This window comes from Neobacillus drentensis (assembly GCF_036965645.1).
Taxonomy (GTDB): domain Bacteria; phylum Bacillota; class Bacilli; order Bacillales; family Cytobacillaceae; genus Neobacillus; species Neobacillus drentensis_D.
Map to the genome: position 1 here is coordinate 14,839 of NZ_JBALPZ010000026.1, position 26,257 is coordinate 41,095.

At 37.7% G+C, this 26,257-nt stretch carries 21 protein-coding genes and 1 pseudogene; 7 read left to right on the forward strand and 15 right to left on the reverse strand.

Annotation, left to right across the window (positions count from 1 at the left end):
* Window positions 1-12: 12 nt before the first annotated feature.
* Together rhaB and V7266_RS04695 are read right to left on the reverse strand one after the other, a co-directional pair.
* Window positions 13-1,431: a rhamnulokinase gene (gene rhaB, locus V7266_RS04690; protein ID WP_335466230.1), complete on the reverse strand. Its 1,419-nt coding sequence runs from the start codon at window positions 1,429-1,431 to the stop codon at window positions 13-15.
* A 244-nt stretch (window positions 1,432-1,675) separates the two neighbouring features.
* Complete coding sequence (locus tag V7266_RS04695) at window positions 1,676-2,593, reverse strand: DMT family transporter (protein ID WP_335466232.1); 918 nt, start codon at window positions 2,591-2,593, stop codon at window positions 1,676-1,678.
* A 228-nt stretch (window positions 2,594-2,821) separates the two neighbouring features.
* Here V7266_RS04695 and V7266_RS04700 point away from each other — a divergent pair, with 228 nt between their 5' ends.
* From V7266_RS04700 to dcuS, 4 genes are all read left to right on the forward strand, one after another.
* Complete coding sequence (locus tag V7266_RS04700; RefSeq protein WP_335466233.1) at window positions 2,822-3,850, forward strand: AraC family transcriptional regulator; 1,029 nt, start codon at window positions 2,822-2,824, stop codon at window positions 3,848-3,850.
* Between the two features lie 186 nt (window positions 3,851-4,036).
* The gene (locus V7266_RS04705) at window positions 4,037-5,290 is read left to right on the forward strand and encodes a dicarboxylate/amino acid:cation symporter (protein WP_335466234.1); all 1,254 of its coding nucleotides are present in this window, start codon (window positions 4,037-4,039) and stop codon (window positions 5,288-5,290) included.
* A 110-nt stretch (window positions 5,291-5,400) separates the two neighbouring features.
* Window positions 5,401-6,075 carry a response regulator gene (locus V7266_RS04710; protein ID WP_335466236.1) on the forward strand — a complete coding sequence of 225 codons (675 nt, stop codon included), beginning with the start codon at window positions 5,401-5,403 and terminating at the stop codon, window positions 6,073-6,075.
* 32 nt (window positions 6,076-6,107) lie between these two features.
* Window positions 6,108-7,694 (forward strand): DcuS/MalK family sensor histidine kinase, encoded by a 1,587-nt coding sequence (gene dcuS, locus V7266_RS04715; protein WP_335466238.1) that lies wholly within the window; start codon window positions 6,108-6,110, stop codon window positions 7,692-7,694.
* A gap of 75 nt (window positions 7,695-7,769) precedes the next feature.
* Here dcuS and V7266_RS04720 read toward each other — a convergent pair whose 3' ends face one another.
* The 4 genes and pseudogenes from V7266_RS04720 to V7266_RS04740 form a co-directional block, all read right to left on the reverse strand.
* Complete coding sequence (locus V7266_RS04720; protein WP_335466240.1) at window positions 7,770-10,601, reverse strand: alpha-L-rhamnosidase; 2,832 nt, start codon at window positions 10,599-10,601, stop codon at window positions 7,770-7,772.
* A 172-nt stretch (window positions 10,602-10,773) separates the two neighbouring features.
* Window positions 10,774-12,045, reverse strand: a complete 1,272-nt coding sequence (locus V7266_RS04725) for an MFS transporter (RefSeq protein WP_335466242.1) — start codon at window positions 12,043-12,045, stop codon at window positions 10,774-10,776.
* Window positions 12,046-12,311: 266 nt separating this feature from the next.
* A pseudogene (locus tag V7266_RS04730) lies at window positions 12,312-13,684 on the reverse strand (GH1 family beta-glucosidase).
* A gap of 352 nt (window positions 13,685-14,036) precedes the next feature.
* On the reverse strand, window positions 14,037-14,795 hold the full coding sequence (locus V7266_RS04740; RefSeq protein ID WP_335466248.1) for an SDR family oxidoreductase: 759 nt from the start codon (window positions 14,793-14,795) through the stop codon (window positions 14,037-14,039).
* Between the two features lie 183 nt (window positions 14,796-14,978).
* Between V7266_RS04740 and V7266_RS04745 the strand changes: the two genes are divergently transcribed.
* On the forward strand, window positions 14,979-15,575 hold the full coding sequence (locus tag V7266_RS04745) for a TetR/AcrR family transcriptional regulator (RefSeq protein WP_335466249.1): 597 nt from the start codon (window positions 14,979-14,981) through the stop codon (window positions 15,573-15,575).
* Between the two features lie 139 nt (window positions 15,576-15,714).
* Here V7266_RS04745 and V7266_RS04750 read toward each other — a convergent pair whose 3' ends face one another.
* From V7266_RS04750 to V7266_RS04760, 3 genes are all read right to left on the reverse strand, one after another.
* Complete coding sequence (locus V7266_RS04750; protein WP_335466251.1) at window positions 15,715-15,903, reverse strand: hypothetical protein; 189 nt, start codon at window positions 15,901-15,903, stop codon at window positions 15,715-15,717.
* Window positions 15,904-16,133: 230 nt separating this feature from the next.
* Window positions 16,134-17,471, reverse strand: coding sequence for a family 43 glycosylhydrolase (locus V7266_RS04755; RefSeq protein ID WP_335466252.1), 1,338 nt, complete (start codon window positions 17,469-17,471; stop codon window positions 16,134-16,136).
* A gap of 255 nt (window positions 17,472-17,726) precedes the next feature.
* Entirely contained in the window at window positions 17,727-18,137 is a 411-nt protein-coding gene (locus V7266_RS04760; RefSeq protein WP_335466254.1) for an Lrp/AsnC family transcriptional regulator, read from the reverse strand.
* Between the two features lie 117 nt (window positions 18,138-18,254).
* Between V7266_RS04760 and V7266_RS04765 the strand changes: the two genes are divergently transcribed.
* Window positions 18,255-19,013: an MBL fold metallo-hydrolase gene (locus V7266_RS04765; protein WP_335466256.1), complete on the forward strand. Its 759-nt coding sequence runs from the start codon at window positions 18,255-18,257 to the stop codon at window positions 19,011-19,013.
* A 142-nt stretch (window positions 19,014-19,155) separates the two neighbouring features.
* Here the strand turns inward: V7266_RS04765 and V7266_RS04770 are convergent, their stop codons facing one another.
* Both V7266_RS04770 and V7266_RS04775 read right to left on the reverse strand, forming a co-directional pair.
* The gene (locus tag V7266_RS04770) at window positions 19,156-20,109 is read right to left on the reverse strand and encodes an alpha/beta hydrolase (protein ID WP_335466258.1); all 954 of its coding nucleotides are present in this window, start codon (window positions 20,107-20,109) and stop codon (window positions 19,156-19,158) included.
* A gap of 57 nt (window positions 20,110-20,166) precedes the next feature.
* Window positions 20,167-21,195 (reverse strand): quercetin 2,3-dioxygenase, encoded by a 1,029-nt coding sequence (locus tag V7266_RS04775; RefSeq protein ID WP_335466260.1) that lies wholly within the window; start codon window positions 21,193-21,195, stop codon window positions 20,167-20,169.
* Window positions 21,196-21,395: 200 nt separating this feature from the next.
* On the opposite strand from V7266_RS04775, the gene V7266_RS04780 reads away from it, so the two are divergent.
* Window positions 21,396-22,304 carry a LysR family transcriptional regulator gene (locus tag V7266_RS04780; protein WP_335466262.1) on the forward strand — a complete coding sequence of 303 codons (909 nt, stop codon included), beginning with the start codon at window positions 21,396-21,398 and terminating at the stop codon, window positions 22,302-22,304.
* Between the two features lie 139 nt (window positions 22,305-22,443).
* Here the strand turns inward: V7266_RS04780 and V7266_RS04785 are convergent, their stop codons facing one another.
* From V7266_RS04785 to V7266_RS04800, 4 genes are read right to left on the reverse strand one after another with little or no spacing between them, the layout of a single operon-like run.
* Window positions 22,444-22,887, reverse strand: coding sequence for a pyridoxamine 5'-phosphate oxidase family protein (locus V7266_RS04785; RefSeq protein ID WP_335466263.1), 444 nt, complete (start codon window positions 22,885-22,887; stop codon window positions 22,444-22,446).
* Window positions 22,888-22,907: 20 nt separating this feature from the next.
* The gene (locus V7266_RS04790) at window positions 22,908-24,092 is read right to left on the reverse strand and encodes a hypothetical protein (RefSeq protein WP_335466265.1); all 1,185 of its coding nucleotides are present in this window, start codon (window positions 24,090-24,092) and stop codon (window positions 22,908-22,910) included.
* 19 nt (window positions 24,093-24,111) lie between these two features.
* Window positions 24,112-25,071 (reverse strand): VOC family protein, encoded by a 960-nt coding sequence (locus V7266_RS04795; RefSeq protein ID WP_335466267.1) that lies wholly within the window; start codon window positions 25,069-25,071, stop codon window positions 24,112-24,114.
* On the reverse strand, window positions 25,068-26,006 hold the full coding sequence (locus V7266_RS04800) for a fumarylacetoacetate hydrolase family protein (protein ID WP_335466269.1): 939 nt from the start codon (window positions 26,004-26,006) through the stop codon (window positions 25,068-25,070). The genes V7266_RS04795 and V7266_RS04800 overlap by 4 nt, the downstream gene beginning before the upstream one ends.
* Window positions 26,007-26,257 lie beyond the last annotated feature (251 nt).

Here is a 26,257-nt window from a genome sequence, read left to right on the forward strand (position 1 = left end):
CCTCTCTATCAGTTAGTTTGTAATAGGTGCAGTAGGCAAATATTTTTTAACTTCAAATGAATTTTTAACAATCGTACGAGCTTCTTTAATATCTTGAATTTCATAAAGGGCCATTAACTGAGCGACGATATTACCGATCGCAGTTGCTTCAACTGGTCCTGCGTATACCTCTTTTTTCGTTACATCCGCCACAAGTTGATTTAACATTTCATTTTGACAGCCGCCGCCGATGACATTGATTTTTTCAAATCTCTTTTCAAAAATTTCTTCAATTTCGTGAACGGCATCCTGATAGCTGACTGCTAAACTATCATAAACGCATTTTGCGACTTCTCCAGGTGTGCCGGGAATTGGCTGACCTGTTTCCACACAGTAGTTCATGATTTCTTGAATCATGTTCTCTGGTTTTAGGAAACGGTCATCGTTTACATTAACTACAGCCTTAAAGTCCTTAGCCTCTCTAGCTAAATCAACCAGCTCGGCAAAAGAATATTCATTATTGTAGTTGCGTCTGACCTCTTGAATCATCCAAAGACCCATAATATTTTTTAAGAAACGGTATTGATAATCGATACCGCCTTCATTGGTAAAATTGTAATCAAGCGCTTTCGTTACACAGATTGGGAAGTAGTTTTCTACCCCAATCAACGACCAGGTTCCCGAACTGATATAAATCGTTTCATTTTCTTCTGGTACGGCAATCACCGCTGATCCTGTATCATGTGTTGCCGGCAGAATCACCTGAAGGTCAAAGCCTAACTCTGAAACTAGTTCTTCTGTTAGCGTTCCAAGAACGGTCTTCGGTGTCTTAATTTCTTGGAACATTTCTTTATTGATACCCAATAGATCCAATAAGTCATGATCCCATTTTTTCGTAAAGGCATTGACTAATTGTGTGGATGTCGCATTGGTATATTCATTTGCTTTTTTTCCTGTTAGTAAATAATTGAAGTAATCCGGAATCATTAAGAATGATTTTGCTTGATCTAAGATTTCCGGTGATTGCTGTTTAATGGAATATAATTGATAGATTGTATTAAACTTTTGGAACTGGATGCCTGTTTCTAGATACAGACGCTCCTTCATGATTTTTTCAAAAACCTGTTCCATCATTCCGTCTGTTCTTGGGTCACGATAAGTGACTGCCTCTGTTAATGGTTGATCCTTTTCATCCAATAACACAAAGTCAACTGCCCAAGTATCAATTCCGATACTATCAGGTTTGATGCCAAGTTCATTACACTTTTTTAAACCATTTTTGATTTCTTGAAAAAGTTGATCGGCCTCCCAGCAATAGGTGTCACCTTTTTTGACAATTTTGTTTTCAAAACGATGTATTTCATCTAGTTTTAATAACCCATTTTCTAAATAGCCTAAAATAAGCCGGCCGCTTGATGCACCAATATCAACAGCAATACTGTATTTTGTCATTAACATCACCTCTCGGTTGGAAACGCTTACTGATATATTTATATAATACTAGAAAATGACGTTTTTCCTATATCTTGATTCGGCCAATTTATTGTCCTTATTTGCCAACCTTAATTCTTAAATACCAAAAACACCACAGAATCTTTCTGTGGTGTTTCATCTCATCATTCCGTTCCATTTCTCAGGATGTATTGATAGTTTTTGTTAAAGATCGACCTTTAAGACCAATCAGTGGGAGGACTCTTTACATTACGGCTTTCTTTGACCCAGTAGAAACCATAGTTTTAGCCGATGGCATATTTGCAATAAATACGCCAAGTAATACCAAAATACCGCCAATGATTTGATTCAGCAAGATATGATTCCCTAAAATAAAATGGGAGGCTAGGATGGCGACAAACGGCTGGATATTCATGAACATTGAAGCTGTTCCAGCTCCAACTTTAGCTACGCCTTTATTCCACCAAAACCCGGCAATACCTTGAGCCATGATTCCAGCAAAAATTAACAAAATCCACATAAAAAGAGAATGGCTAATGACAGAGCCGCTCACCAAATTTTCGACTCCAGCAGCAGGAACCATCAGTACACTTCCTAGTACGGTTGAGTATATCGTAATAATAAATGTGTTCATAGTTTTTGATAAACCTCGGATAAATAATATACTAATCGAGAGGCAAAGCATGGCAATTAGTATATTAAAATCTCCCCATGAGATTCCCAAACCACCATTTGCAACACCAATAATTGAAAAAACACCAATTAAACTAATAATGGCTCCTGCTGATTTTTTAATGGTAAACTTGACTTTAAAGATGATTCGTTCCAATAAAATGGTCGCTATTGGTGCCAAGGAAATTATTAATGATGCGTTAGCTGGTGTTGTATGATGAAGACCCGTAAAGTAGAAGGTTTGATTTAACAGTGTTCCAAAGATTCCAACACCAATGAGGTATTTCCACTCTGAAATGGTGGGACGCTTCATTCCTTTATGAATAATGGCAACGATTATCAAAAAAAGTGAGGTAAAGCAAATTCGAACGGTTGATAAAAAAACAGGTGAAAATCCTTGCAGTAAATAGGCACTGATCGGATAATTACACCCCCATAAAACTGAAACGAAAAAAAGACTAATAAAAGCTTTTATCATACTACTCGACATTTACCTTAAACAACCCTTCTTAATATGTTTTTGTTGGTGACCTTTTTTAGTATAGCACGGTATTTCGATTATCGAAAGAAAAATCGAAGGGAATCTTCCTTCATCTTTCCTAATGATTTATGAATTTGATTTTCATTATTTTCCAGCAGCCTGTCCCTTTTTCTACTATATAAAGGTATAAGAAATTGATAAACTATAATTATAATAATTTCATGCATGCAAAGGAGGGTGAATAACATAGATACAATTAATATTGAAAAACAATTAATGGAAATGAGTGACTATGAAAAAAAGTATTCAGGCACAGATGAACACCCAAAACATTACTCCCACTTAGAAGACTCAGAACTTACTTTTTCTCAGGGGATTCAATCACCCAACATTGTACCGGTAGATTATTTTTTTAAACCTGACCAAAATGTTGTATTCCTGAAACACCCTCGTTTTATCAAATTCACCGAACATCGACATTCCTTTATTGAAATGAACTATGTTTTTTCAGGTACTTGTAAACAGTACATTAATGGAAAAGAAATTATCTTAAATGAAGGGGATCTCTGTTTACTGGATACAAATGTTACGCATGGAATTGAAAGCGCCTCCGAAAATGACATTATTATCAACATCATGATTCGTACAGGTTATTTTGATTCAGCCCTGCTTCAAAGGCTGTCAGGAAATGATTTATTAACCGATTTTTTCGTAAATGCGATTTACCAACAAAAGAAAGATAGCCGGTATATTATTTTTCCCAAGGGTCCAAACAATCGTCTGAAAGAAATCATTCTCCAAGCATTGGGAGAATATTTTCAACCGCAGCTTTGCTCAAATGAGGCCATCAATTCATATATGATCTTAATTTTTACGGAACTACTAAGAAATTATAATAGCCTTTCCAAAAACAAAGAAGAACCAACCTTTAAGAAAGCGATTATCTCGGAGATTCTTAGTTATATGGAACAAAATTATCAATCGATGACACTAGAACTAACGGCTGAGAAGTTTCACTTTCATCCGAATCATCTAACAAGATTACTAAAAACCAATTTAGGCAAGACATTTATTGAATTATCACATCAGTTAAAAATAAAAAACGCCTGTACGCTGCTCGAGAACACCGATTTAACCATTGACCAAATAGCTAATAAAGTCGGATATACTAATATTACGTTTTTCTATAAATCATTTAAAAAAGTTCATGGTGTTACTCCTGCTGAATATCGCAAAAAGAACCACGAAGGCCCTACTCCTGAGTAGACTTTCGTGGTTTTTTGTTACGAATTTATTTGTGAACAAATTGTGACCAAAATCACCAAAAAGAACGATATAACCAAAACATTGTCAGACTATTCACTAAAATCTATACTTTCAATTAGAGTTTACATCTTGCTTGATCCACTTTTGTAAGTGTTTACAATTTTATAAGTATAGGAGGATTAGGAAATGAAAATTAATTTTAAAAGTCTCACAACACAGGTTTTAATCGCAATTGTTCTTGGTATTATCTTTGGTGCCCTATTTCCTAAAGCAGGTGCGGATTTAAAAGTTTTATCGGATATCTTTGTCAAAATGATTAAAATGGTGATTGCACCGATTATCTTCTTAACAATCGTCGTCGGGATTGCTGGCATGGGAGATATGAAAAAAGTCGGCCGGATTGGCGGTAAAGCATTATTATACTTTGAAATCGTTTCCACTATCTCTTTGGCAATCGGGATTTTATTTGCCACTATTTTCAAACCAGGGGCAGGTGTAAATGCCCATAGTGCAAAAGGGGACATTACCCAATTTACCCAACAAGCAGCCGAGGGAAGCCATAGTTTCATGGATTTTATCATGGGAATCATTCCTGATAACTTTTTAGGTGCGATGGTAAACGGTCAGCTTCTTCCAATTCTTTTCTTAGCCGTATTATTTGGAATTGCCTTATCTGGCCTTGGCGAAAAAGGAAAATCAGTTATTGATTTGTTTGAAAAACTGTCTGAAACATTCTTTCGAATTGTAAATCTCATAATGTACTACTCACCTATTGCAGCGTTTGGTGCTATTTCCTATACGATTGGTGAATTCGGTATCGGTTCCCTTGTCTCTCTTGGAAAATTATTCGGGTTAACTGTCTTAGCTATGGTCGTGTTTATTGTTGTCATTCTGGGCGGCATTGCGAAGTTCTATCGATTTAATATCTTTCAATTTATCAGTTATATCAAAGATGAAATCTTCTTAGTCCTCGGGACATCATCATCTGAATCAGCTCTTCCTAAAATGGTTGAAAAACTGGAGAAATACGGTTGTTCTAAGTCAGTTGTAGGTCTTGTCGTTCCTACTGGCTACTCTTTTAATCTAGATGGAACATCTATCTATCTTTCTATGGCTGCCCTCTTTATTGCGCAGGCTTTCGGGGTTCATTTAAGCTTTGGTCAAGAGGTCACATTACTTGGTGTATTAATGCTTACCTCTAAAGGAGCCGCTGGTGTAACAGGCTCCGGGTTTGTTACTTTGGCAGCTACACTAGCTGCTTTCCCAAGTGTTCCCGTTGAAGGAATTGCTCTTCTTCTAGGGGTTGACCGGTTTATGTCTACCGCTCGTGCCCTTACAAATCTAATTGGTAATGGTGTCGCCACAGTTGTTGTTTCGAAAATGGAAAATGAATTCGATGAGAATATTTCGGACAAGCAATCTATTAGTAAAACGGCCTAACCTCCTGCAAAGCTAGTAAAACCTTCAGCCACGGAAACCGTGGCTGTTTTTTTGAGGATAGGAAAAAAAGTAGGGTATAATGGTAGAAAAGATATCAAAGGAGAAAAATCATGGAGCCAATCAAAGTCTTGATTGTTGAGGATGATCCGATGGTCATGGAGATAAATGCTCAATTCGTTTCCAAGCTACCTGGCTTTAAGTTAGCTGGAAAAGCTTTCAATGGTAAAGAGGCGATCTCATTAATCAACGAAGAAAAGCCAAATCTCGTTTTGCTAGATTTCTTTTTACCAGACACAAATGGCCTTACTTTGTTACAAACCATTAGAAATAACCATTATCCTGTAGATGTTATTCTCTTAACAGCGAATCGTGACCCACACCATGTTCAGGAGATATTTCGCGCAGGGGTGGTAGATTATATTGTCAAACCATTCCGGTTTGACCGTTTTCAAGCAGCACTTGAGCAATATCGTCAAACCTTAAAAAAATTCAAGGAGAATAGACCCTTTGAGCAAGCAGATTTGGATGCGTTAATGGGAGTCCAACTCAAAGGAGGTACTGAGGAATATTTGCCAAAAGGGTTGAATGACAGAACCCTTCAGCAAATTGTGCAATTTTTAAAAGGACAAGCTGAACCTCTTTCATCTGAAGATGTTGCCGCGGGTATTGGCCTAGCACGTGTCACTGTTCGCCGGTATTTAGACTATCTAGAGAAAAAAGGCGATATTGTGATGGAGATTCAATATGGTTCTGTCGGCCGCCCAATGAATAAGTACAGGTTATAGCCTTTTTTTAAAATATGGAAAGGGGTGATCCTGTGCGAAACAAAAAACCACGGTTTCGTCTTCAAACCACGATAACCTTTTTAGTATGCGGGGTTGTAGCACTTGCTTTATTTGTCACCGATTTGCTTATAAGTAACGAAATAGGAGAAACAACGCTTAATAATCAAACAGATAAAGCGATGAATATTGCCAAAATGGTTGCGCATTCTCCCCTTACTATTAACAATTTGGAACATAAGCAAAATGGATCGGAGATACAGAAATATACCAGAGAAATGACAAAAATAACGAACGTCGAATTTATTGTTGTGATGGATATGAATGGGATACGGAGAACACATCCTAGACCAGATAAAATTGGGCAACATTTTGTCGGAGGGGATGAAGGCCCCGTTCTCCATGGGCAAGAAACGACCTCAATCGCAAAGGGAACTTTAGGGTACTCTTTACGAGCTTTTACTCCAGTATTTTCAGAGTCTGGAAACCAAATTGGCGCTGTTGCGGTAGGAATTTCTCTTAATAAGGTCAAACAGAACGTTAAAAACAGCAAAAATGTCATTTATTTAGCTGTTATTTTCGGTGTATTAATTGGAATAATTGGGGCCATTTTTTTAGCTAGAAAAATAAAGAAAAGTATGTTTGGACTGGAACCATTTGAAATTGGGAAATTGCTTGAAGAAAGAAGTGCCATGCTTCAATCCACTAAGGAAGGAATTCTAGCTGTTGACCAGGATGCCCGGATTACACTTATTAATAATGAAGCACAGCGTTTATTTAAAGAAGCGGGAATCAAAGACAATCCAATTGGCGAATTGGTAGACCAGTACCTGCCTCAAATCCCATTGAAAACTGTCTTGGAAACAGGTAATCCAAGACTGAATGAAGAAATTGATTTATTGGGTATAACCTTACTTGCGAATCAACTGCCAATCGTAGTTGGTAATCAAATGGTTGGGGCCATTACTACGTTTCGGGACAAAACAGAAATCAATAAATTAGCAGAAGAACTTACTGGAGTCACACTTTACGCACAGGCTTTAAGAGCCCAATCTCATGAATTCATGAACAAGCTTCATGTTGTCTTGGGACTAGTTCACCTTGAGCACTATCAAAAGCTCGCTGATTATATTGACCAGATTTCTGACCATCTTCAAAATGAAGTTGGTTATATAGGAAGTAAAATTAAAGACCCCGCTTTAGCAGGTTTCATCCTTGCAAAAATGAGCAACGCAAGAGAAATGGGTGCTGAGTTGTCTTTTTCCTGTGATGTTTTAGTGCCTGAACCAGTCAGGCCTGAAATCACTCATGAACTCATTACCATAATTGGAAATCTAATTGATAATGCACTACAGGCTCTTGCGGAACAGGATAACAAAAAAGTATCGGTTTATGTAGATTATTACGACCATGAACTTTTAATTGAAGTGCTGGACAATGGGCCTGGAATACATGAAGATAAAGTTGATGAGATTTTTTCAAAAGGCTTTTCTACAAAAGGGAATGACCGCGGGCTCGGCTTATTTCTTGTTAAACGCAGCTTGGATAAGCTTAACGGGCATCTAGAACTGTCAACAGAAATTGGAAAAGGGACCAGATTTTCTGTTACAATCCCATATTAAATTATTTGTAAAAAATTTTTAAGGTCATCCTCTTATTTTGAATTAATAAAGGATGACCCTAATTTTTTTGCAGAATTAAACGTTTAGTTCCTTAATGTTATCTTTTTGATTTAATTTATATTTAATTTCTATTTGTCCCGAAGGCACAGTGAATACAAATTTATTAATTTTCTTATTGTATTGACAATTAGAATAACCTAATTCAGTTATATAATCATTAAGTTCTGGAATACAGTTGGGACTGACATTGGGTAATGAAATAACAGCTAATGTATTGGCTGGTACGCTAACTTGCAGGTTCATATTTTTCTCGTCATCAATCTCCCACTTTACCTTAATTTCTCCATACACTGACTTATATTTGGTTTCAGCGTATTTTAATCGGTCACCATAATGTGGTTCGACCTTAAACTTGCTGTATCCAGGTTCCATTGGGGTTAAACCGCCAATATGGCGAACGAGCCAATCCCCTACACAGCCGAATGCATAATGATTAAAAGAAAATGCCCCCACTGTTCCATCCGGTTTAATCGCTTCCCATGATTCCCAAATCGTTGTAGCACCATTTTTGACTTCATAAAGCCATGAAGGACAGGCTGTTTGGAAGAGCAGCTTATAGGCGATATCCTCATAACCATTTTCACATAGGACGTCCATAATAAAAGGAACAGACAGAAATCCTGTATCGATTTTAAAATCATTTTTCTTAATTAGCTCTACTAATCTTTCTACTGCTTTTTTCTTATGATCATCTGATAACAGGTTAAATGCAAGAGCAATTGTATACACACCCTGGTAATCAGCTGTCATCAGCCCTGAATCTTTTACATAAGCCATTCCAAAAGCTTTTTTCACCTTTTCATGAAGGGTATTGTAATAATCAGCCTTGCCTGGTTTTCCAAGAGTCTTGGCAATTTCAGTTAATAAACCAGCAGAATACGCATAGTAGGCAGTAGCTATCGAATCCTTCGTTGCAAATGCAGAAGCAATCGGTCCTTGAGGCTTTTCACCAAGCATAAAACTTGGAATCATCCAATCTCCAAAATGAAACTTTGTATCCCATAAATACCGCTCATAGTCATGTTCAACTTTCTCTTTATTCTCTGCAGCACTCTTTTGAACATAATCAAGCCATCTTTCCATGTCTGGGAAGCATTGTTCCAGGATTCTTATATCTCCGTATCTCTGATAAAGCACCCATGGAACAATGAGAATGGCATCCCCCCATCCCGCTGATGAAATCGTTCCAGTAAATTTCATATCATTCCATATATCCTTTGGTGCAGGACAGTAATTAAGAATTTCGCCTTCTTCAGTTTGTTCCTGTTGCAGGTTCCAAAGCCATCTTGTTAAAAATGATTGAACATCCATATTGAAGGCCGCGGTCGGAGCAAAAACCTGGATATCACCTGCCCAGCCAGCTCTTTCTCGTTGCGGGCAATCTGTCGGAATTGACAGCATATTTCCTTTTTGGCTCCATTGGATATTGTTCCATAGTTGATTGATTTCTGGATCAGAGGTTGTGAACTGACCTGTCATATTCATATCTGTATATAAAACAATTGCTGCTATGTCCTCAAATTGAAGATCAGAATCATAGCCTGATAAACGTACATAACGGAAACCGTGGAAAGTGAAGGTTGGTTCGAAAACCTCTCCATTCTTACCACTGGTCACGTAAAAATCGGTTTGCTCTTTATTTCTTCCTACTATATTATTAAAAAACTCACCATTTTCATTTAATACTTCACAATGTTCAAATTTAAGTTCCTGTCCGCTTGGACCATGTACATGAAGTCGGATACGTCCGGCGATGACTTGACCAAAATCGATAATATAAGCTTGGGTCTGATCCTTCCAAATAGCAACAGGAGACAGTTTTTCAATTGGTTTTACAAACTCCCCATATTGGGCTCTTAAGTTAGCTAATTTATAATCAACAACTGAAACCGATGTCCATTCGTGGGTTAAACCATTATATCCAGGCTGATCCCATCCAGACTTTTCAAGATTTTTATCCTGTTTTTCTCCAATAAAAATATCACTGTAAACATAATGGCTGTTAGATGACAAAAACGAATCGTCTGTTGCAATGATTTGTTTTGTTTGATCTGTATAAGTTATTTCCAGTTGAGCAAGAAGTCCTAGTCTGCTGCCAAATTGGGCGCTTCCTCCTGGGACGCTGATTCTGCCTGCATACCAGCCATCTGCAAGAATGATTCCTAATACATTTTCACCTTCGAGTAAAAAGGGCAAAATATCGTAGGTTTGATACTGCAGGTAGGTGGAATAGGATGTGTAATCGGGTGTAAATTCTGCATCTGTAATTTTTTGGCCATTTATTTTGGCATGATAAAGTCCATGAGCCGTAATGTAAAGGCGAGCCTTCTCTATTTTCCTTTGATCAATGTGGAAGGATTTACGCACCAATTTTGGCGGATGCAATCTACTTTCTGGGGATGGTAAATTCCCTTTCTTTTTATTAATAAACATATCCTCTAATGTCAGTTCTGGTTCTTCTACTACAGCTTCTTGCTGTGGTTCAATCCATTTTGCTACCCATTCATCCTCGTGTAAAAGGCCCATTTCCAAGTATCCTTCACTGCTCCATGCTGATTCCTCACCATCAGAACTCCAAACACGGGCTTGCCAGGTGTAGATGGTTTTACTCTGCAATAAAGGACCTTTATACGCTATGTTCACTGAAACTTGTGAAAGTACTTTATTAGAATCCCAGATCAACTTTTTAAGACCAGAAGATTCTTTTTCAAAAACATTTATTTGATAGGCAGACTGATTTATGCCTGTCCCTTCACTTTCTATTATCCAGCTGAAACGCGGCTGCAGGATATCTGTTCCCATCAGACTATCTTGATTTTCTACTTTTAACTTGATGACCTGGATCAAGATTTCCCCTCCTCATTTGCCCTCTATTTCTCATGTTGTTTACAATAAGAGGTGCTACTAATATTTCAAAAAGAACTGCTGCTATTGCAATGAGTATTAAGCTTATATTCACGTTTAATCACCTACATATGGATAAAATCCACGCAAGGAAAGCGCGGATTTTATCATTTTTTTACTGAGCAATTTCAATATTATTAGGTTCCTTTTTTTCCAATTCTGGAATTGGTTTAACGATAATTCCTGCTAGAATTCCGAAGATAGCCAATACCCCAAAGAATAATGGATAGCCTCCTGCCGCAACAATTGGACTTGCAGCCGAGTTGGCAAGCGATCCTCCAATATCATTGGCAATGTTGACGATTCCCATATCTTTTGCTGCATCTTCCGGATGTGGAAGGACTCTTGACATCAGGGCAATATCGACTGCTAAGAACATTCCAAAACCAAGGGAAATGACTGATCCACAAACATAGGAAAAGCCAATACTAGGAGCAAAGCCATAGCCTAAAATTCCAACTGCAGTAACAACTGCGGCAAGAAAGACAAATGGTTTTTGACGGCCAAATTTGTCAGAGAGACCACCGCCGATGATACTGGCCACTGCTAAGATTGGGATGGTTATATTCATGCTTGTAGAGACAATACCGGCTAGATCTTGTTGAGAAACATGAAAACGTTCTAGATAATAGACACTGGTAAAAGAGGCAGCCGTATAGGCAATACCCATGAAAAATCTAGTTAATACTCCAAATGTGAAGAAAGGATATTTTCTTGGACTTGGATAAATCCGAGACATTTTTTCACCGAATGTTAAGGAATCATTTTTACTGCGTTCTTGTTGATACTCCACTTTTCCTTCTTTTATTAATAAGCTTGTAATAATGGCAAATACGACACAAATAAGTCCAAGTAATAAAAATTTCTTTTCAATTGCCCAGCTATTTAAGATAAACATTAAGTTAATCCCAATCATAATCGCAAGCGGGCTGACAAGACCATAGATCCCTGAAGCAGTACCACGTTTATTTTCCGGCACCTGATCTGGAATTAAAGCGGTAATGGCCGTACTCATAAAACTTAACAAGAGTTTGGCTAAAGCCCAAAACAACAAGACCATTGTAAAAGATTTAGCAGCCCCTACCCCGTAAAGTGCCGCTGCTCCGCCAATTGAACCAATCAAAATCCAAGGGCGTCTGCGTCCTAATTTCCATGTTGTTCTGTCACTAGTCACGCCAGCCATGTATTGGCTTAAAATACCAATAATGCCCGTAGTTAGACCAATGATACTAAAGTTCTTGGTAACGTTTACAGGATCAAGCATAGCTAGTTTTACTGTAAGCAAAAATGCTAATGGTGTAATGAGTGCGAGATTATAACCAAAGCTTCCAATCGAAATACCGGCAATTAAACGAGGAAAAGGTGTTTTGATTACATTAGAATTCATTATTTAACCTTCTTTCCTTTTTTATTTTTTAAAAGTTTGAAAGCGCTTCTATATTTAGTTTAAAGGAGACACTGATGGTTAACTATAGCCATATGTGACATAATTCCTATCCATTTCAAACATAAGTTATTAAAATAGTCTGAATATCGCTTTTAATAAAAACCTGCTTGATGCTTGCCCATGGGAATAGTTACAATTTGGAATAATATACAAAAAAACCACGCAATAAAAAAAGCGTGGTTTGCATTCGTATTAATGCAACATCTTCATCTAACCTTTACTTGATTCCTTTCGATAACCTCTTTATACCAGTAGGCACTGTCCTTCCATATTCTTTTTTGAGTTTCAATGTCAACATGAATTAACCCATAACGTCTATTGTATCCAGCTGCCCATTCATAATTATCCATTAGAGACCATACATAATAACCACGGACATCTGCACCCAAAGCTATAGCTTTTTGTGTCCAATGTAAAAAACCTTCTATATACTTAATACGCTCGATATCATGTACGTTTCCATCGATTAGATCTTCGTTACAATTATATATCCCATTTTCTGTAATATAAATTGGAATGTTTATTTTAATATCCTCATTTAATAACTTAATTGCGTCATAAACAGACTTAGGATAAAACTCTTGTCCATTATCTAGAAAATTACCTCCAACTATCCCGTTTTCGTTATTATTTCTTAGATGAGCAGTTGCAGGATCAGTTGATAAATTAGGATCTTCAGAAACTAGAATTCGGTTATATACATTTAGACCATAATAGTCTATTGGTTGAGAAATAAGCTCAAGGTCACCAAGCTGAATATCCGGCATGGTCCCTTCATTACTCATCTGATTCAAAATGTAATCTGAATAATGGCCTTTGAAAATAGGATTTAGGAAAAATAAGAAACTATTTTCGTCTCCACGTTTTACAAGTTCCATATCTTCATGACAGTCTCGTGCAGCATGGCGTTTCCAAATATCTATTACAATTCCAACTTCACTATCTTTCATCCCTTCAGCCCGGAATGCCTTAACAGCCTCCCCATGTGCAAGCAATGCATGGTGCTTCGCTGCTTTCCCTAACTTTTCGTCACGGATGCCGGGAGCAAAAAAACCAAGTCCATACCCGGCATAAATAGCGATAGGTTCATTAAGAGTCGACCACATTGGAACTAAACCATTAAACTCACGGAACATTAATGATGCGTATTCTCCAAACCAGTCTTTTACATCTCGGTTTGTCCAGCCGCCTTTGTTTTCTAATACTTGAGGCAAATCCCAATGATAAAGAGTTGCGTTTGGTGTAATACCGTTTTCTAATAGTTCATTTACTAACCCTTTATAAAAATCCAAGCCTTTTGGTTGATCTGCCCTGTCCCATTAGGCAATACTCTGGGCCACGAAAAAGAAAACCGGTAAGAATTTACCCCTATTTCCTTCATATGTTGAATATCTTCACGATAGCGATGATAATGGTCCACTGCGACATCACCAGGAATATCTCTCCATACTTTGCCTGGTGTTTGGCTAAAGGTATCCCATATGGACGGTCCTTTTCCGTCTTTATTCCAGGCTCCTTCAATTTGGAATGCACTTGTCGCTACTCCCCATTTAAAACTATTCGGAAATGTTAATGACATTTAAATCACTCCTATTTTGATTTTCATTTGAACAATTTCAAAACTACGCAATCTCACATAAGTATTTACAGTCCACTAATAACGCTTTCTAAATCTACTATAGCAGTGAATTAATTTTATTTTTATATCATCCCCAAACTAAAGTACTGTCCATTTCAAACTAATTTAAAGATATGAATAATAAAATTAAAAAAATCTACTCCAAAAAGTGGTCAACTATTTTAGTAGTTAGTTTAATAAACTCATGTTACGTATAATTTTTCATTATTAAAATATAGAGTAAAGCGTTTCTTCATATAAAAACCATCGAGATAAATCTCGACGGTTATAACACATGTATTAAAGAACAAAATTAATAAGCAGTCCAACCTGCATCCCCAGTAATGACTGTTCCATTCACGAAACTGGATTCATCAGAAGCAAGGAAAAGAGCAATCTTTGCAATGTCTTCTGGTTTACCTACCCGTGGATTAATCGCTAACCCTGCTTGAATGCGTCCCATTCCAAATTCGTTAAAACCAGTCATCGATGAACTAATGTTTGTTTCAACGCCACCTGGTGCAATGGCATTGCAACGTATACCTTTTGTTGCGTACATAAATCCAGTATTTTTGGTAAAACCAACAACTGCATGCTTAGAAGCTGTATAAGCAGCTCCTGCTCTTGCTCCTTGAAGTCCACCGGCTGATGCTATATTAATAATAACTCCATTTTGTTTTTCCAAAAAGATTGATAGCGCTTTCCTTGTTGTGCGCATCACGCTTGTAGTATTTATAGCAAAAACTCTTTCCCATTTCTCATCTTCAATGTCTCCCGCAGGTTCAAAGTTATCCATGATTCCCGCATTATTGACTAAGATATCTAATGTTCCAAACGTATCAACCGCAGTATTAATAAGGTTTTGGATATCATCTTCTCTCGCAACATTGGCCAAAACGGCGATAGCCTGTCCACCATTAGACTTTATATCTTCCACCGTTGTATTGGCTGCTTCTATGTTTATATCAGAAACTACTACTTTTGCTCCTTCCTTTGCAAAAGAAATCGCAATTGCTCTTCCCATTCCTGAACCTGCTCCAGTTATTACCGCTACCTTATTTTGAAGTCTCATATAAGTTCCTCCATCTGTTTATAATATTCAGTTCTATTCAACATTTGTTTACCATCATATTTATAGTATAATTATTGTTAAATAATCATTTCAATCAGCAAATAAGCTTGTAAATGTTTATTAATCAACATAAATATGTTCCTATGATTATTAAAAATCATTAATGAACATTGGAGGAATTCTATGTCTATTAATTATTTTGACAGAAGAATTATTAAATCAAAAAAGGCCATGAGAGACGCCTTGATCTCACTAATGCAAGAAAAAGATTTCAAGGATATAACAATTATGGAGATTGTGGAAACAGCTGAATTGAATCGGGGAACCTTCTATAAGCATTATCAATATAAAGAGGATCTATTAAATGAAATGATTGATGAAGTGATCACTGATTTAATCGAGTCTTACCGCGAACCATATAAAAACATTGATTTGTTTGAGGTGAATAACCTGACAACCTCGGCGATTAAAATTTTTGATCATGTCAGTAAATATGCCAATTTCTATTCACTAATTTTTCAATCAGAAACATTAAATGGCTTTGAACGTAAGCTCTGCACTGTTTTAAAAGATCTTGCCTTGAATGACTTAATCGATTGTTTCCCTAAACCGTCTATTAACCCAGAATTGCATGCAAGTTATCAAGCATATGCAATATTAGGATTAATTATAGAATGGATTTCAGGAGGATTTAAGTATAGTCCAAGTTATATGGCAGAACAATTACTAGAAATATTAAAACATAATCAAATAAATTCTTTAGTTAAAATTAAACAATAAAATAGAAGAGCGGACATACCATTAACATCCACAGCTGAATTTCAGAATGTAAACAAGGGCAACCAAATGTGTCCATTAGGTTGCCCTTGTCGTATTTTTCATGTATGAACAGGATATAGACAGAACCACTGGAATCTCTCTAAGTAACTCGAATTTTACCAATTCTTTTATTTCGATTATGATCATTACTATTTAGTGCTCTTTGGGGTTTTTGAATATCAGGAAATGATATGAGACCAGCCTTAAACAGGGCATACCCAATAAAGGTAGCAAAGATCGTACTTCCGATCAGAAACCAGATGAATCTTCTGCCAGCATAGCGTAACATATTTTCACCTCTTTAACCTCTCATTGATGATAAATATGATGAAATCATCTTTTTTATGTCGCCTCAACTTCAAATTAGTTTTATTAAGAACGTCACTAGTTTTCTCTAATTTAATACACTAGTTTTACGATTTTTTCATGGGAAAGGTCGTTTATCATTGTCACAGAAGCAAAAATCCACGCAGTTATGCACGTGGATTTAGCCAAACGTTTTTACTGATCAAAAAATCTTTATCTAAAGTACAATGCATGAATCTGTAATTCTTTTATCTTATTAAATTGCAATTTAATTTGATGTTTTCCAGGGGTACCTTGGAAGGAAGAAGCAACAATTTGCCCTTCTTCTAAGATGATACTCCCAGATGCCTGCTTCTCGTAATCTAGATAAATATGAATTTCACCACTGCCACTGGCCTCTATTGAAATTTCCTTGGACTGTGTATCCCATTCAACATATCGAAAAACAGCCTCATCTCCATCCTGAATACCTGTTAAAACCTCATCCCTATTTTTGGATGGTGCGATGTAAACACTGCCAGATAACTGACAAGCTCGAAAGGCCTCAACTCTTTCATTGATACCAAATGGCCGTCCTGCCCCTTGAGATGTCATTTGCACTTCCTGAATGGTCCCGTCCTCATTAAAGAAAATGGGCTCAATGCAAAGTCGGCGTTTTTGCTGTCTATTTTGAGAACTGCGATGATAGAATACATACCACTGGCCATTTACTTCTTCAATTGAACCATGGTTATTCCAACTCTGTGGATCACATCCATCGTTATCAACGATGACCCCTTGATACATGAATGGCCCTAGTGGTGATTTACTTGTTGCATAAGCTAAAGAAGTTGGTTTGCCGCGGACCATACTGGAATACACAATATAGTAAGTATCTTCGCGTTTTCGAAGGGAACTTCCCTCATGAAAATAATGTTCTTCTTCCGTGACAATATTATTTACAATCGAGCCTTCCTCAAACTCTACCATGTTGTCTTTCAATTTCGCACCATGTGCATAGAACTGTCCCCAATAAAAATAGGCCTGGCCATCCTCATCAACAAAAACAGCAGGATCGATTCCCCCACAAGGTAATTGGATCGCATCTCTAAAAGGCCCCTCCGGCTTATCGGCAACGGCAACCCCCTCACTTGAATCTGCCATACAAAAATACAAATAATATTTTCCATCCTTATGAATGGCATCTGGTGCAAACAACATATCTTTTGGGAACTTAGGAATTTCTAACTTTCCGCCTTCGGTATCTTTTTCAATCATTTTTTTCAAAAACGGGGTTGGTTTTGACCAATAAATACTGGATGGATATTTGGGAGCATTCTCATCAAATACCCAGGGAACTTGGCTGGCATCAAAGGATTTCCCATGGTCTACCCAATCAATCATATTATCTGAAGAAAAGACTCGATATTCCTTACTGCAATAAATATTCTCCTCTTGATCCCAGGAACCATATACATACACTCTTCCATCTGGCATCACATGTGCTTCCGGGTCAGGAATGTGCAGATCTAGCGGTAGAACTGCATTGCGGCAATCTTTATATTCTTTCATTTTTCCACTCCTCAAAGATCTTCATAATGCCTACTAGACTCCAATAAATTAGTAATTCATGATAGCGCTGTCTTAAGTTTATAGAATAAGATGTTAGGTGACTATATCGATATCCTACTAGATTCTATCCATTTCACACAAAAAATTGTCGACTGTTTTCTCACTTCAATAAAAAATCCTCAACCGATAAAAAGGTTAAGGATTTTTGTTTTTTACATTGGAAAATATATTGCTAGATACTTTTATTGTACTATTTTATTTTTTGATAACAATCGATAATTTATAGTTTGCATACTTGTTTAAGTTTACCAAAAATTCATCTAATCTTTCATTGGATGGGAATCTGCATTCGAGGATGTAACAACTATCTCCACTGATTTTATAGTTGTTTATGACGTATTGTGGATGTGTTTTTATGAACGACAAATAAGGTTCATGATGCGTACTTTTTGTATAGATATTAATTAAAGCATGTATAAAACAACCTAATTTAGCTTGATTAACTTTAATGCTATACCCTTCAATCACACCATTATCTTCTAATTTAGCCACTCTAGATGCGGCTGCTTGTCCAGTCAAATGGACTCTCTCTCCCAGTTCTTTCATCGTGATCCGACTGTTCTTGGATAGTTCATCTAGGATTCGCATATCCGTGCTATCTAACATATATTCAAATCCTTTCATTTATCAAGTGAAACGGCCAAAAGACTTGATTTTATCTATGTAAATGGTATTCGGTCATAGTATAAACTATACGCATATCAATGAAAAGGAGTTAGAAATATGAAGATACAACAAATTCGAAATGCAACACTAGTTGTCGAATATGCAGGCAAAAAGTTTTTAATAGATCCGATGTTAGCTGAGAAAGGTACTTACCCACCTTTTCCCAACTCATTAAGACAAGATCAATTTAATCCTTTAGTTGACTTACCGGCGCCACTTGAAAATATTATTACCGTAGATGCTGTAATTGTAACTCATCTACATTTAGATCACTTTGATGAAGTTGCAAAGGATGTATTACCAAAAGATATAAAAATGTTTGTTCAAAATGAAGAAGATGCTAAAGAAGTAAGAATCGCTGGTTTTCAAAATGTAGAAGTTTTACAGGAAGATACAGTTTTTGAGGATATCCAATTAATTAAAACTAAAGGCGAGCACGGAAGAGGAGAAATATTAAAACGTACTGGTTTAGTGTGTGGCGTTGTCTTTAAACATCAAAATGAGAAAACATTATTTGTAGCTGGAGATACAGTATGGTATGAAGCTGTTCAAGAAGTGATTGAAACACATAAACCAGAATTTATTGTGGTAAATGGTGGAGACAATCAATTCTTTGAAGGCGGTTCTCTAGTAATGGGGAAAGATGACATCTATGAGGTGTATAAGGCTGCTCCTACCGCCAAAGTCATTTCTGTCCATATGGAAGCTGTCAACCATTGGACATTATCCAGAGAAGAACTAAAAAACTTTATTGAGGAAAAGGGAATCTCTTCTCACATTCTAGTGCCAGATGATGGCGAATCATATACATTTTAAAACTAGGCAATTAGATTCTAATGAAAAAGGCAGCTTCGGGTAGGAAAAAATGAAAGCTGCCTTTTTCATATTTTTTTCGTCTTTTGAATCCTAAGAATAATTTCTACATTTAAAAATTGGCCCTACTTGTACTAGTTTTCCCTTATGAAAGTTCTCTTCGAAAAAAATCCTCAATCGTGTCAAAAATCAACAAATCCATTCCTTCATTAATCTTTTCTTCTCCATTATTTGAGACATAACACCTTGCTACCCTTGGACCACCTTCATCTAAATTTGTTCGATTTAGAAATCCATGTCCCAGCCCATAAATAAGATAAAGAGATACATTATTCTTTTTATCTGCTAGTTTCTGATATAATAACTTACTTTGATGTGCCGGAACAGCCACGTCACTTAACCCATGCATAATTAGAAATGGCGGCAGCCCTGATTTTACGTACGTCAATGGATTTGCTTCCTTCACACGTTCCGGACATGTTAAGATTGGTCCCCCTAAAAACAACGATTCAAACGAATCAGGGTCAGATGTTTTTTTATCCTTTGGAATTTGAACGGACTCAGGATCTTCTTCGGTAATTCCATCTAATTTTCGTTGTTCATCGATTTGGAGGAAATCCATTGGTCCATAACCGATTGCAACAGCTTGAACCTCACTTGTCATCTCAGGATAGAGAGGGTTTTCTCCGATGAATTGGTTAGATTCAGTTGTTGCAGCAAGTGCGGCAAGATGCCCGCCTGCCGATGAGCCCCAAAGGCCTATTTTATTACGGTCTAAACCATACTCTCCTGCGATTGTTTTAACCCACCTAACGGCTGTTTTTACATCATGAATTTGCGCAGGAAAGATATCTTCATCACTTAACCGGTAATCAATGCTTACCATCGCATAGCCTTTGCTGGCAAAATATCGGGTGAAATCTGGACCTAATTTTCGATTCCCAAAGCGCCATCCTCCACCATGCAGCCAAATAACCACTGGCAGTGGCTCTTTTCTTACCTTGGGTAAATATAAATCAGCTAATAACTGTCTGCCCTTTATCTCTGCGTAAACAAGATCTGTTATGATTTCTACAGAATGATCTACTAACTTTTCCAATAAAATTCCTCCTTATATAGATGCAATTTTTAGCCTAGGATAGTCTTCTTGTTACTATTAATCTTTTACTGGACGACCGCCAAGTACTTTCAGGTCAAGACTATCTAAATGTTGCAGTACTCTATCAAAACGGAGTGGAGCCGGCTCGCTCGGGAAAATATAATCATCATACACATCTCCAAGCGTACGGAAAAATGGCTCGAATAAACCAGTCGCGAGGATACCAATCATTTTTGTGTAATGTGAATCCATTCGATAGGAATGAACCGTGATAGCAGGCACGTGCAGAATATCACCAGGGTGTAGAACGACTTCTTCTCCATTTGCCCACAATGTAACCTGACCTTCAATACAGAAGAAAATTTCCGTATGCTCTTCATGATAATGTTCAGGGATCGCTTCACCTTTCGGACCTTCTGAAACAACAAAAATAAATTCTCCATTAGAATTGGCTTGAGTGGTCATCAAGGTATGAAGTTGATCTCCCGTAACTAAGCGAATGCCCTCTCCCGTTTCAAGGACATATGGCGCAATCTCTTCCGGTACTTCCCCATTTTCTACTAGTTGTGAGGTACCAAGCGCTTGATGATCAAAGAAAAACTCTACATCTGCAGCGAGTGAGGCTTTCTCAAATTTCTCTATGGATGGTTCATTCACGGCTTTTGGAGGGTGAACAAACTTGTCGTAAGGCTCACCAATAACAGAATAAAGGTATGACACCGCTCCTTTTGAAGTAAAAGATAAAACCTGAGTTCGATGGCTGAGCATTTGATAGCTGTGTTCCGTACCCGCAGGAATATAAGCATAGTTTCCTTCCGTCAGTAAATATTTTTTATTAGCAATCACAAGCTCAAGCCGCCCATGAAGGATGTAGATTCCTTCATGACTATGTAAATGTTTATGCGTTGGGAAAGAGTCGCCCCTTCCTCCTGAAAGAATGACCATTTCTACTAAATTTTCCGTACTATTTCCATTTGCAATAATAGTAGCTAACTGTCTGCCAAATAGATATCGTTCCCCTTCTCCATTTCTTAATAAATAAGGAATCTTGTGATTTGGCAGGTTATTTGTAAACAAATTACTCATTGTGATCCTCCTCTATTTTTAACCCTTATAAACTTGTTAATTGCTAAGTTACCTTTTGGTACCGTTAACTCCAAGACATAGTATATGGTAGAATGACAGAGGAGTGAAATACATCTAATCGTTCACAGTTATACCTTTTTTTCATATAGGTAATTAGTCCACTGTAGATATTCAACAAGAAAGGAGCTATTGCCTAGCGTATGGATCTTAAACAATTACGTTATTTTGTCACCGTCGCGGAACGATTGAATTTTACCGAGGCAGCAATGGAACATTTTGTCGCTCAATCAGCGATTAGCAAGCAAATTTCTAATCTCGAGGAACAAATAGGAGTTCAATTGTTTATTAGAAATAGAAGAACTGTCCAATTAACGAATGCTGGATCCCAATTATTAAAAGATGCCAAAATTGTTATAGCCCACTATGAAGAAGCCATAAGTAATGCCAGACTTGCAGGTAATGGACTGTCCGGAGATCTTAAAATTGGGTATTTAGGACTTGAAAAAATCTTTTTACCAAAACTTATTAATCAATTTACGAAGAAATATCCAGACGTAAATATTGAATTAATTCAATATACTAGAGATACATTAAATTCCTCTTTAAAATTAGGAGAAATCGATATTGGTTTTACACTATCATTATCCATTGAAAAATTTCCCGAAATTATATCTAAAAAAATAGCAAATATACCTTTTAATGTAGTAATGCATAGTGACCATCCTCTTGCCGATTACAAAAAAATCAGTATTTCTTCGATTGCATCTGAACCCATTATTGTGATGAATCATGAAGTATCTCCTGATGGTTTTCAACATATTTCAGAACTCTTTAAAAAACACGGTCTATCTCCAAACATTGTCAGCGAAGGTTCTCATTTTGAAACGGTATTACTTATGATTGAAGCTGGCATTGGGATTTCTATACTTCCAAAAGCCATTGCCAACCCTCCTTCCACTCTTCGTTTTATCGAATTGGAAGAAAAAATCGATGAAATCGACTTTATTATTGCTTGGAATCGAAATAACCATAATCCTTTCATTTCTATATTTACTAAGGAATTTGAATCGTTTATGAACAATCAAGAGGATGGACTAATCTTTACCTAAAAAAATCCACGCTATTAAAAGGCGTGGATTTAATTATTATTTATCCTTTAAGGAAGTACATGAATCTGCAAACCCTTACTTAATTATTGATGCCACTTTTTCTAAGTTGATTAATTTTTTTTGTTTACAGAGTTTTCCTTTAGCTAAGAAGCTCGTAAACTTCTGTATCTAACTTCTTGGCAAGTTCAGGATTGTAGGTTTTTTCATATTCCGGTTCAACCGTCACCTTGCCGCCGTAAAACATAACATTCTCTACTTCTTCAATTTCAATTGTGACCACACATAGCTTCATCGTCTTTTCGAAAACTTCAGATACGGCAGCTCTTCCACGTACGGAATAGCAGCTTCCATCTCCTATCATTCCAACAATGACATTAGGATTGCTTTGAATATTGTTAATACTTGATGCTTTATGACCAAGAGCGACCTTTATTTGTGTGCCATCCGGGTTAGCATTTACCCATGAAACAACACTTAATTGTGGTAGTTTTGTTTCTGCATCCACAGTGATCAACGAAACCATTTTTTCTCCCTGCAAGGAAGCAGCGAGCTCAGGGCTCAGACGATCTAAAGTTTTAGACATTATGATTCTCTCCTACTCTCTTAGTATTCCACTTTGACCGGAAGACCTAGCTCAAGCTTTCCGAACAGTTCTCCTACCCAATCAAAATTGAAGGCCGTATGCTGTGCTCCGGCGTGAATATCCCGCCAAAACTGTTGTAGAGGGTGACTTTCCGCAGAAGCGGCAGCACCGCTGCTAGTGTAGATGGTTTCCATTGCTTCTGTACACATTTCTGCGCAATATGCATAATTACAGCGTAAGCGTACTCGTTCCGGATAATCTAGTATCCGGCCGGACTCTACTAGTTCTAAGGATTTATGGAGAAGAGCGTCAATAGCTTCAATTTTCGAGGCTACTTTTGCGAGTCGAATTTGTTGATGGGTTAAGTTTGCGACTGCCCCTCCACCCCTAGCTTTATTTTTCCCAATAACCTGGTCACGCCAAAACTCATAAGCTCCTTTAGTTGCTCCGAGAATAACAGATAGTAGTGTAACTGGCATAACAGCTGACAATTGAATACGATAAAGTGGTGCTGTATTCAGGTCCATCCCTGGGGAGATCCCATGAAGATTCCAAGGTTCTAACTCCATTGTTCGGTACTTGGGAACAAAAACGTCGGTTAACTGCAATAAATTACTGCCTGTTCCTCTCATCCCAATGACTCGCCAAACATCAATTACTTTTAGGTCGCTTTTAGGCACGAGGAAATACAAGACTTTGGTTTCGTCTCCCTCCTCCGAAACGGGTGCAGGCGCACTAATCATGACCCAATCACAGTGATTGATTCCTGAGGAGAATCCCCATTTACCACTTAATTTATATCCGCCATTAACACGGCTAATTTTTGAATCCGGACTTGGATTAATCGACGTAGCCAGGCATGCATCAGGGTTATTTTTCCAAACATCCGATTGTGCCCGGTTTGGAAAAAATGCCAGCATCCAGCTGTGTAAAAGCAGGAGTGAATAGCACCATCCTGTAGAAGCATCTCCTTTAGATACCTCTATTGCAGTATCAGCTAATGTCTTCCAATTGAGTTCGTGACCGCCCCAGCGGCTCGGAACCAACGACCGAACCAAGCCTGATGAAATGCATTCTTGGATTGTTTCCGGGGGTTGGTGTCTTAGTTCTTCGCCAAGATTTGGCCGCATTCTTAGTGAAGCAGACAATTCTTTCGCACGCTCGATCGCTTCCTCATATGAGAACTTATTCAATACTTCATTCATTTTCTCATCCTCCTCAGGTTTATTTGTCAATGTTCGGTGTCCCATACGTGTGGAAAGTGGATGGAAGCGGTGTTCCCCATGCTAACCCTTTTTTCCGTTCTTCCGGGGTCCAAGTTACCGTTTCCCAATCTGGTGTAAAGATGAGAAAACCGCCCGAGCAAACCTCAATTCGATTACCTCCTGGCTCATACACGTATACAAACATCGTTTGACCTGCAACATGTTTATTAGGAGGTGCTTCAATGAAAATTCCGTTATCTAAAAATACATCGGCTGCCCGGAGTACCATTTCGGTACTTTCCACTTTGAATGCAGCATGATGGAAACGTCCTTGAGCACCTGATTTATCGAGAGAAATGGCCAAATCATAGGATTTATTCGTAACATGGAGCCAAGCGGTTGTTTGTTTGCCTTCATCGGTTATCGCTTGTTCGCTTAGTCTGAAACCGAGTTGATTTTGATAAAAAGTGCTATCGGCATCGACATTGGAGCTGAACAAATTAATATGATCCAGCTGCGTCACGCTTGCCCCTCTTGCCGAAAACTTTTGAGGCTGATTTTTCAGACCCGGCTTTAAATGTACCGGTGTTACAAATTTATCCGCCTCATAAAATACTTCTAATATATGCCCATCCGCATCGTGAAATTGGTAGGATCGTCCATGACCATAATCTCCATCGGTCCATCCAATTCCGTACCCGCTTTTCTCCAAATCAATAACTCGCCGCTCAAGTGCTTGTTCCGAATAAGTCCTTAACGCGACATGCCCTATACCAGCCTGACTTGCTTCCGTCAGCTTCAAGCTGTAAAGCTGCTGATCCCCCCAGCCGCGGAGAAAAACCGATTGTCCATCTCGATGAACGATTTCCATTCCGAGTAAATCGCGAAAAAATTCAAGACTCTCGGTTGGCTTTGGAGTTAATAATTCGATATGTGCTAAGTGAGCAATATCTCGTATTGGTTCAAGATTCATTGTCATTCTTTATTCACCTCCACGATGGTTGTCTCAATTGCACCAATCCCGGCAATTTCAACTTTTACTCTGTCACCATCCTGTAAGAACTTGTTCTGTGCTTCCCCTACACCACCAGGTGTACCTGTAAGTACGATGTCCCCTGGCTCTAAAGTAACGATGCCTGATAAAAACTCAACAAGGTGATTGACATTGAACACCAGCTGTTCCGTATTGGACTTTTGCCTTAACTCATCGTTAACGGTTAAAGAAATGTCTAAGCTGTGAGGATTTGGAATTTCATCCTTTGTTACTAAAACGGGCCCGAGTGGAAGACTTTTATCTAACGTCTTGCCTTGCAGCCATTGAATGGTTCGTTTTTGCATGTCACGGGCAGTAATATCGTTTGCAACGGTGTAGCCGAACACATAGTCCAAGGCATCCTCATATGGAACATCCTTTCCTTCTTTCCCTATGACAAATGCGAATTCTGCCTCATAATCTAGCTTTTTAGTCAAATTAGAATTTAGCGGAAAGATATCGTTCGGACCGGAAATCGCTGTTGCAAACTTGGCAAAAATAACAGGGTGAACTGGGAAATCACGCTTCATTTCAAGAATATGATTCTTGTAATTTAGTCCAACGCAAATGATTTTATTTGGTTTAAGTACCGGTGCTCCAATTCGAACATTTTCCTTTTTATAAATGGCGGAAGACTGTGCAGCATTTTCAAGTGCATAGGAGACTGCCTCTTTCGCTGTCTTTAGAGCCATGTCGCCATTTGCAATTAATTCTGTTGGATTAGCTGGTAATAAAGCGGTTGCAATTTCTTTCGCCCTTTGCTGTCCAGTTTGATTTAATAGCTCGATATATGCTTCCTGTGGGTCTACAATCGTATTTTCGTCAACTAAAATGCCAAGTCGTAAAGGTTTATTGTTTGTGGAATAGGTTAGTAATTTCAAGGGATCTCCTCCTCAGATTTTTACAACATAACGATGTGTTTTTCTCTTTAAATTAATGATAAGTCACAATGAATTTTTTTTGAAATACACATATTGTATTTGAGAAATCATGATTTTAGATAATTGTTACAGATATATGTTTAAAGTCTTATTGTGAAAGACACAACTCTTTTACATTCTGGTAAAAGTGTCCTTCATCTACCGGATGAAGGACAAAACTCTTTGGCTTTCTGATTAAAGTGTCCTTCATC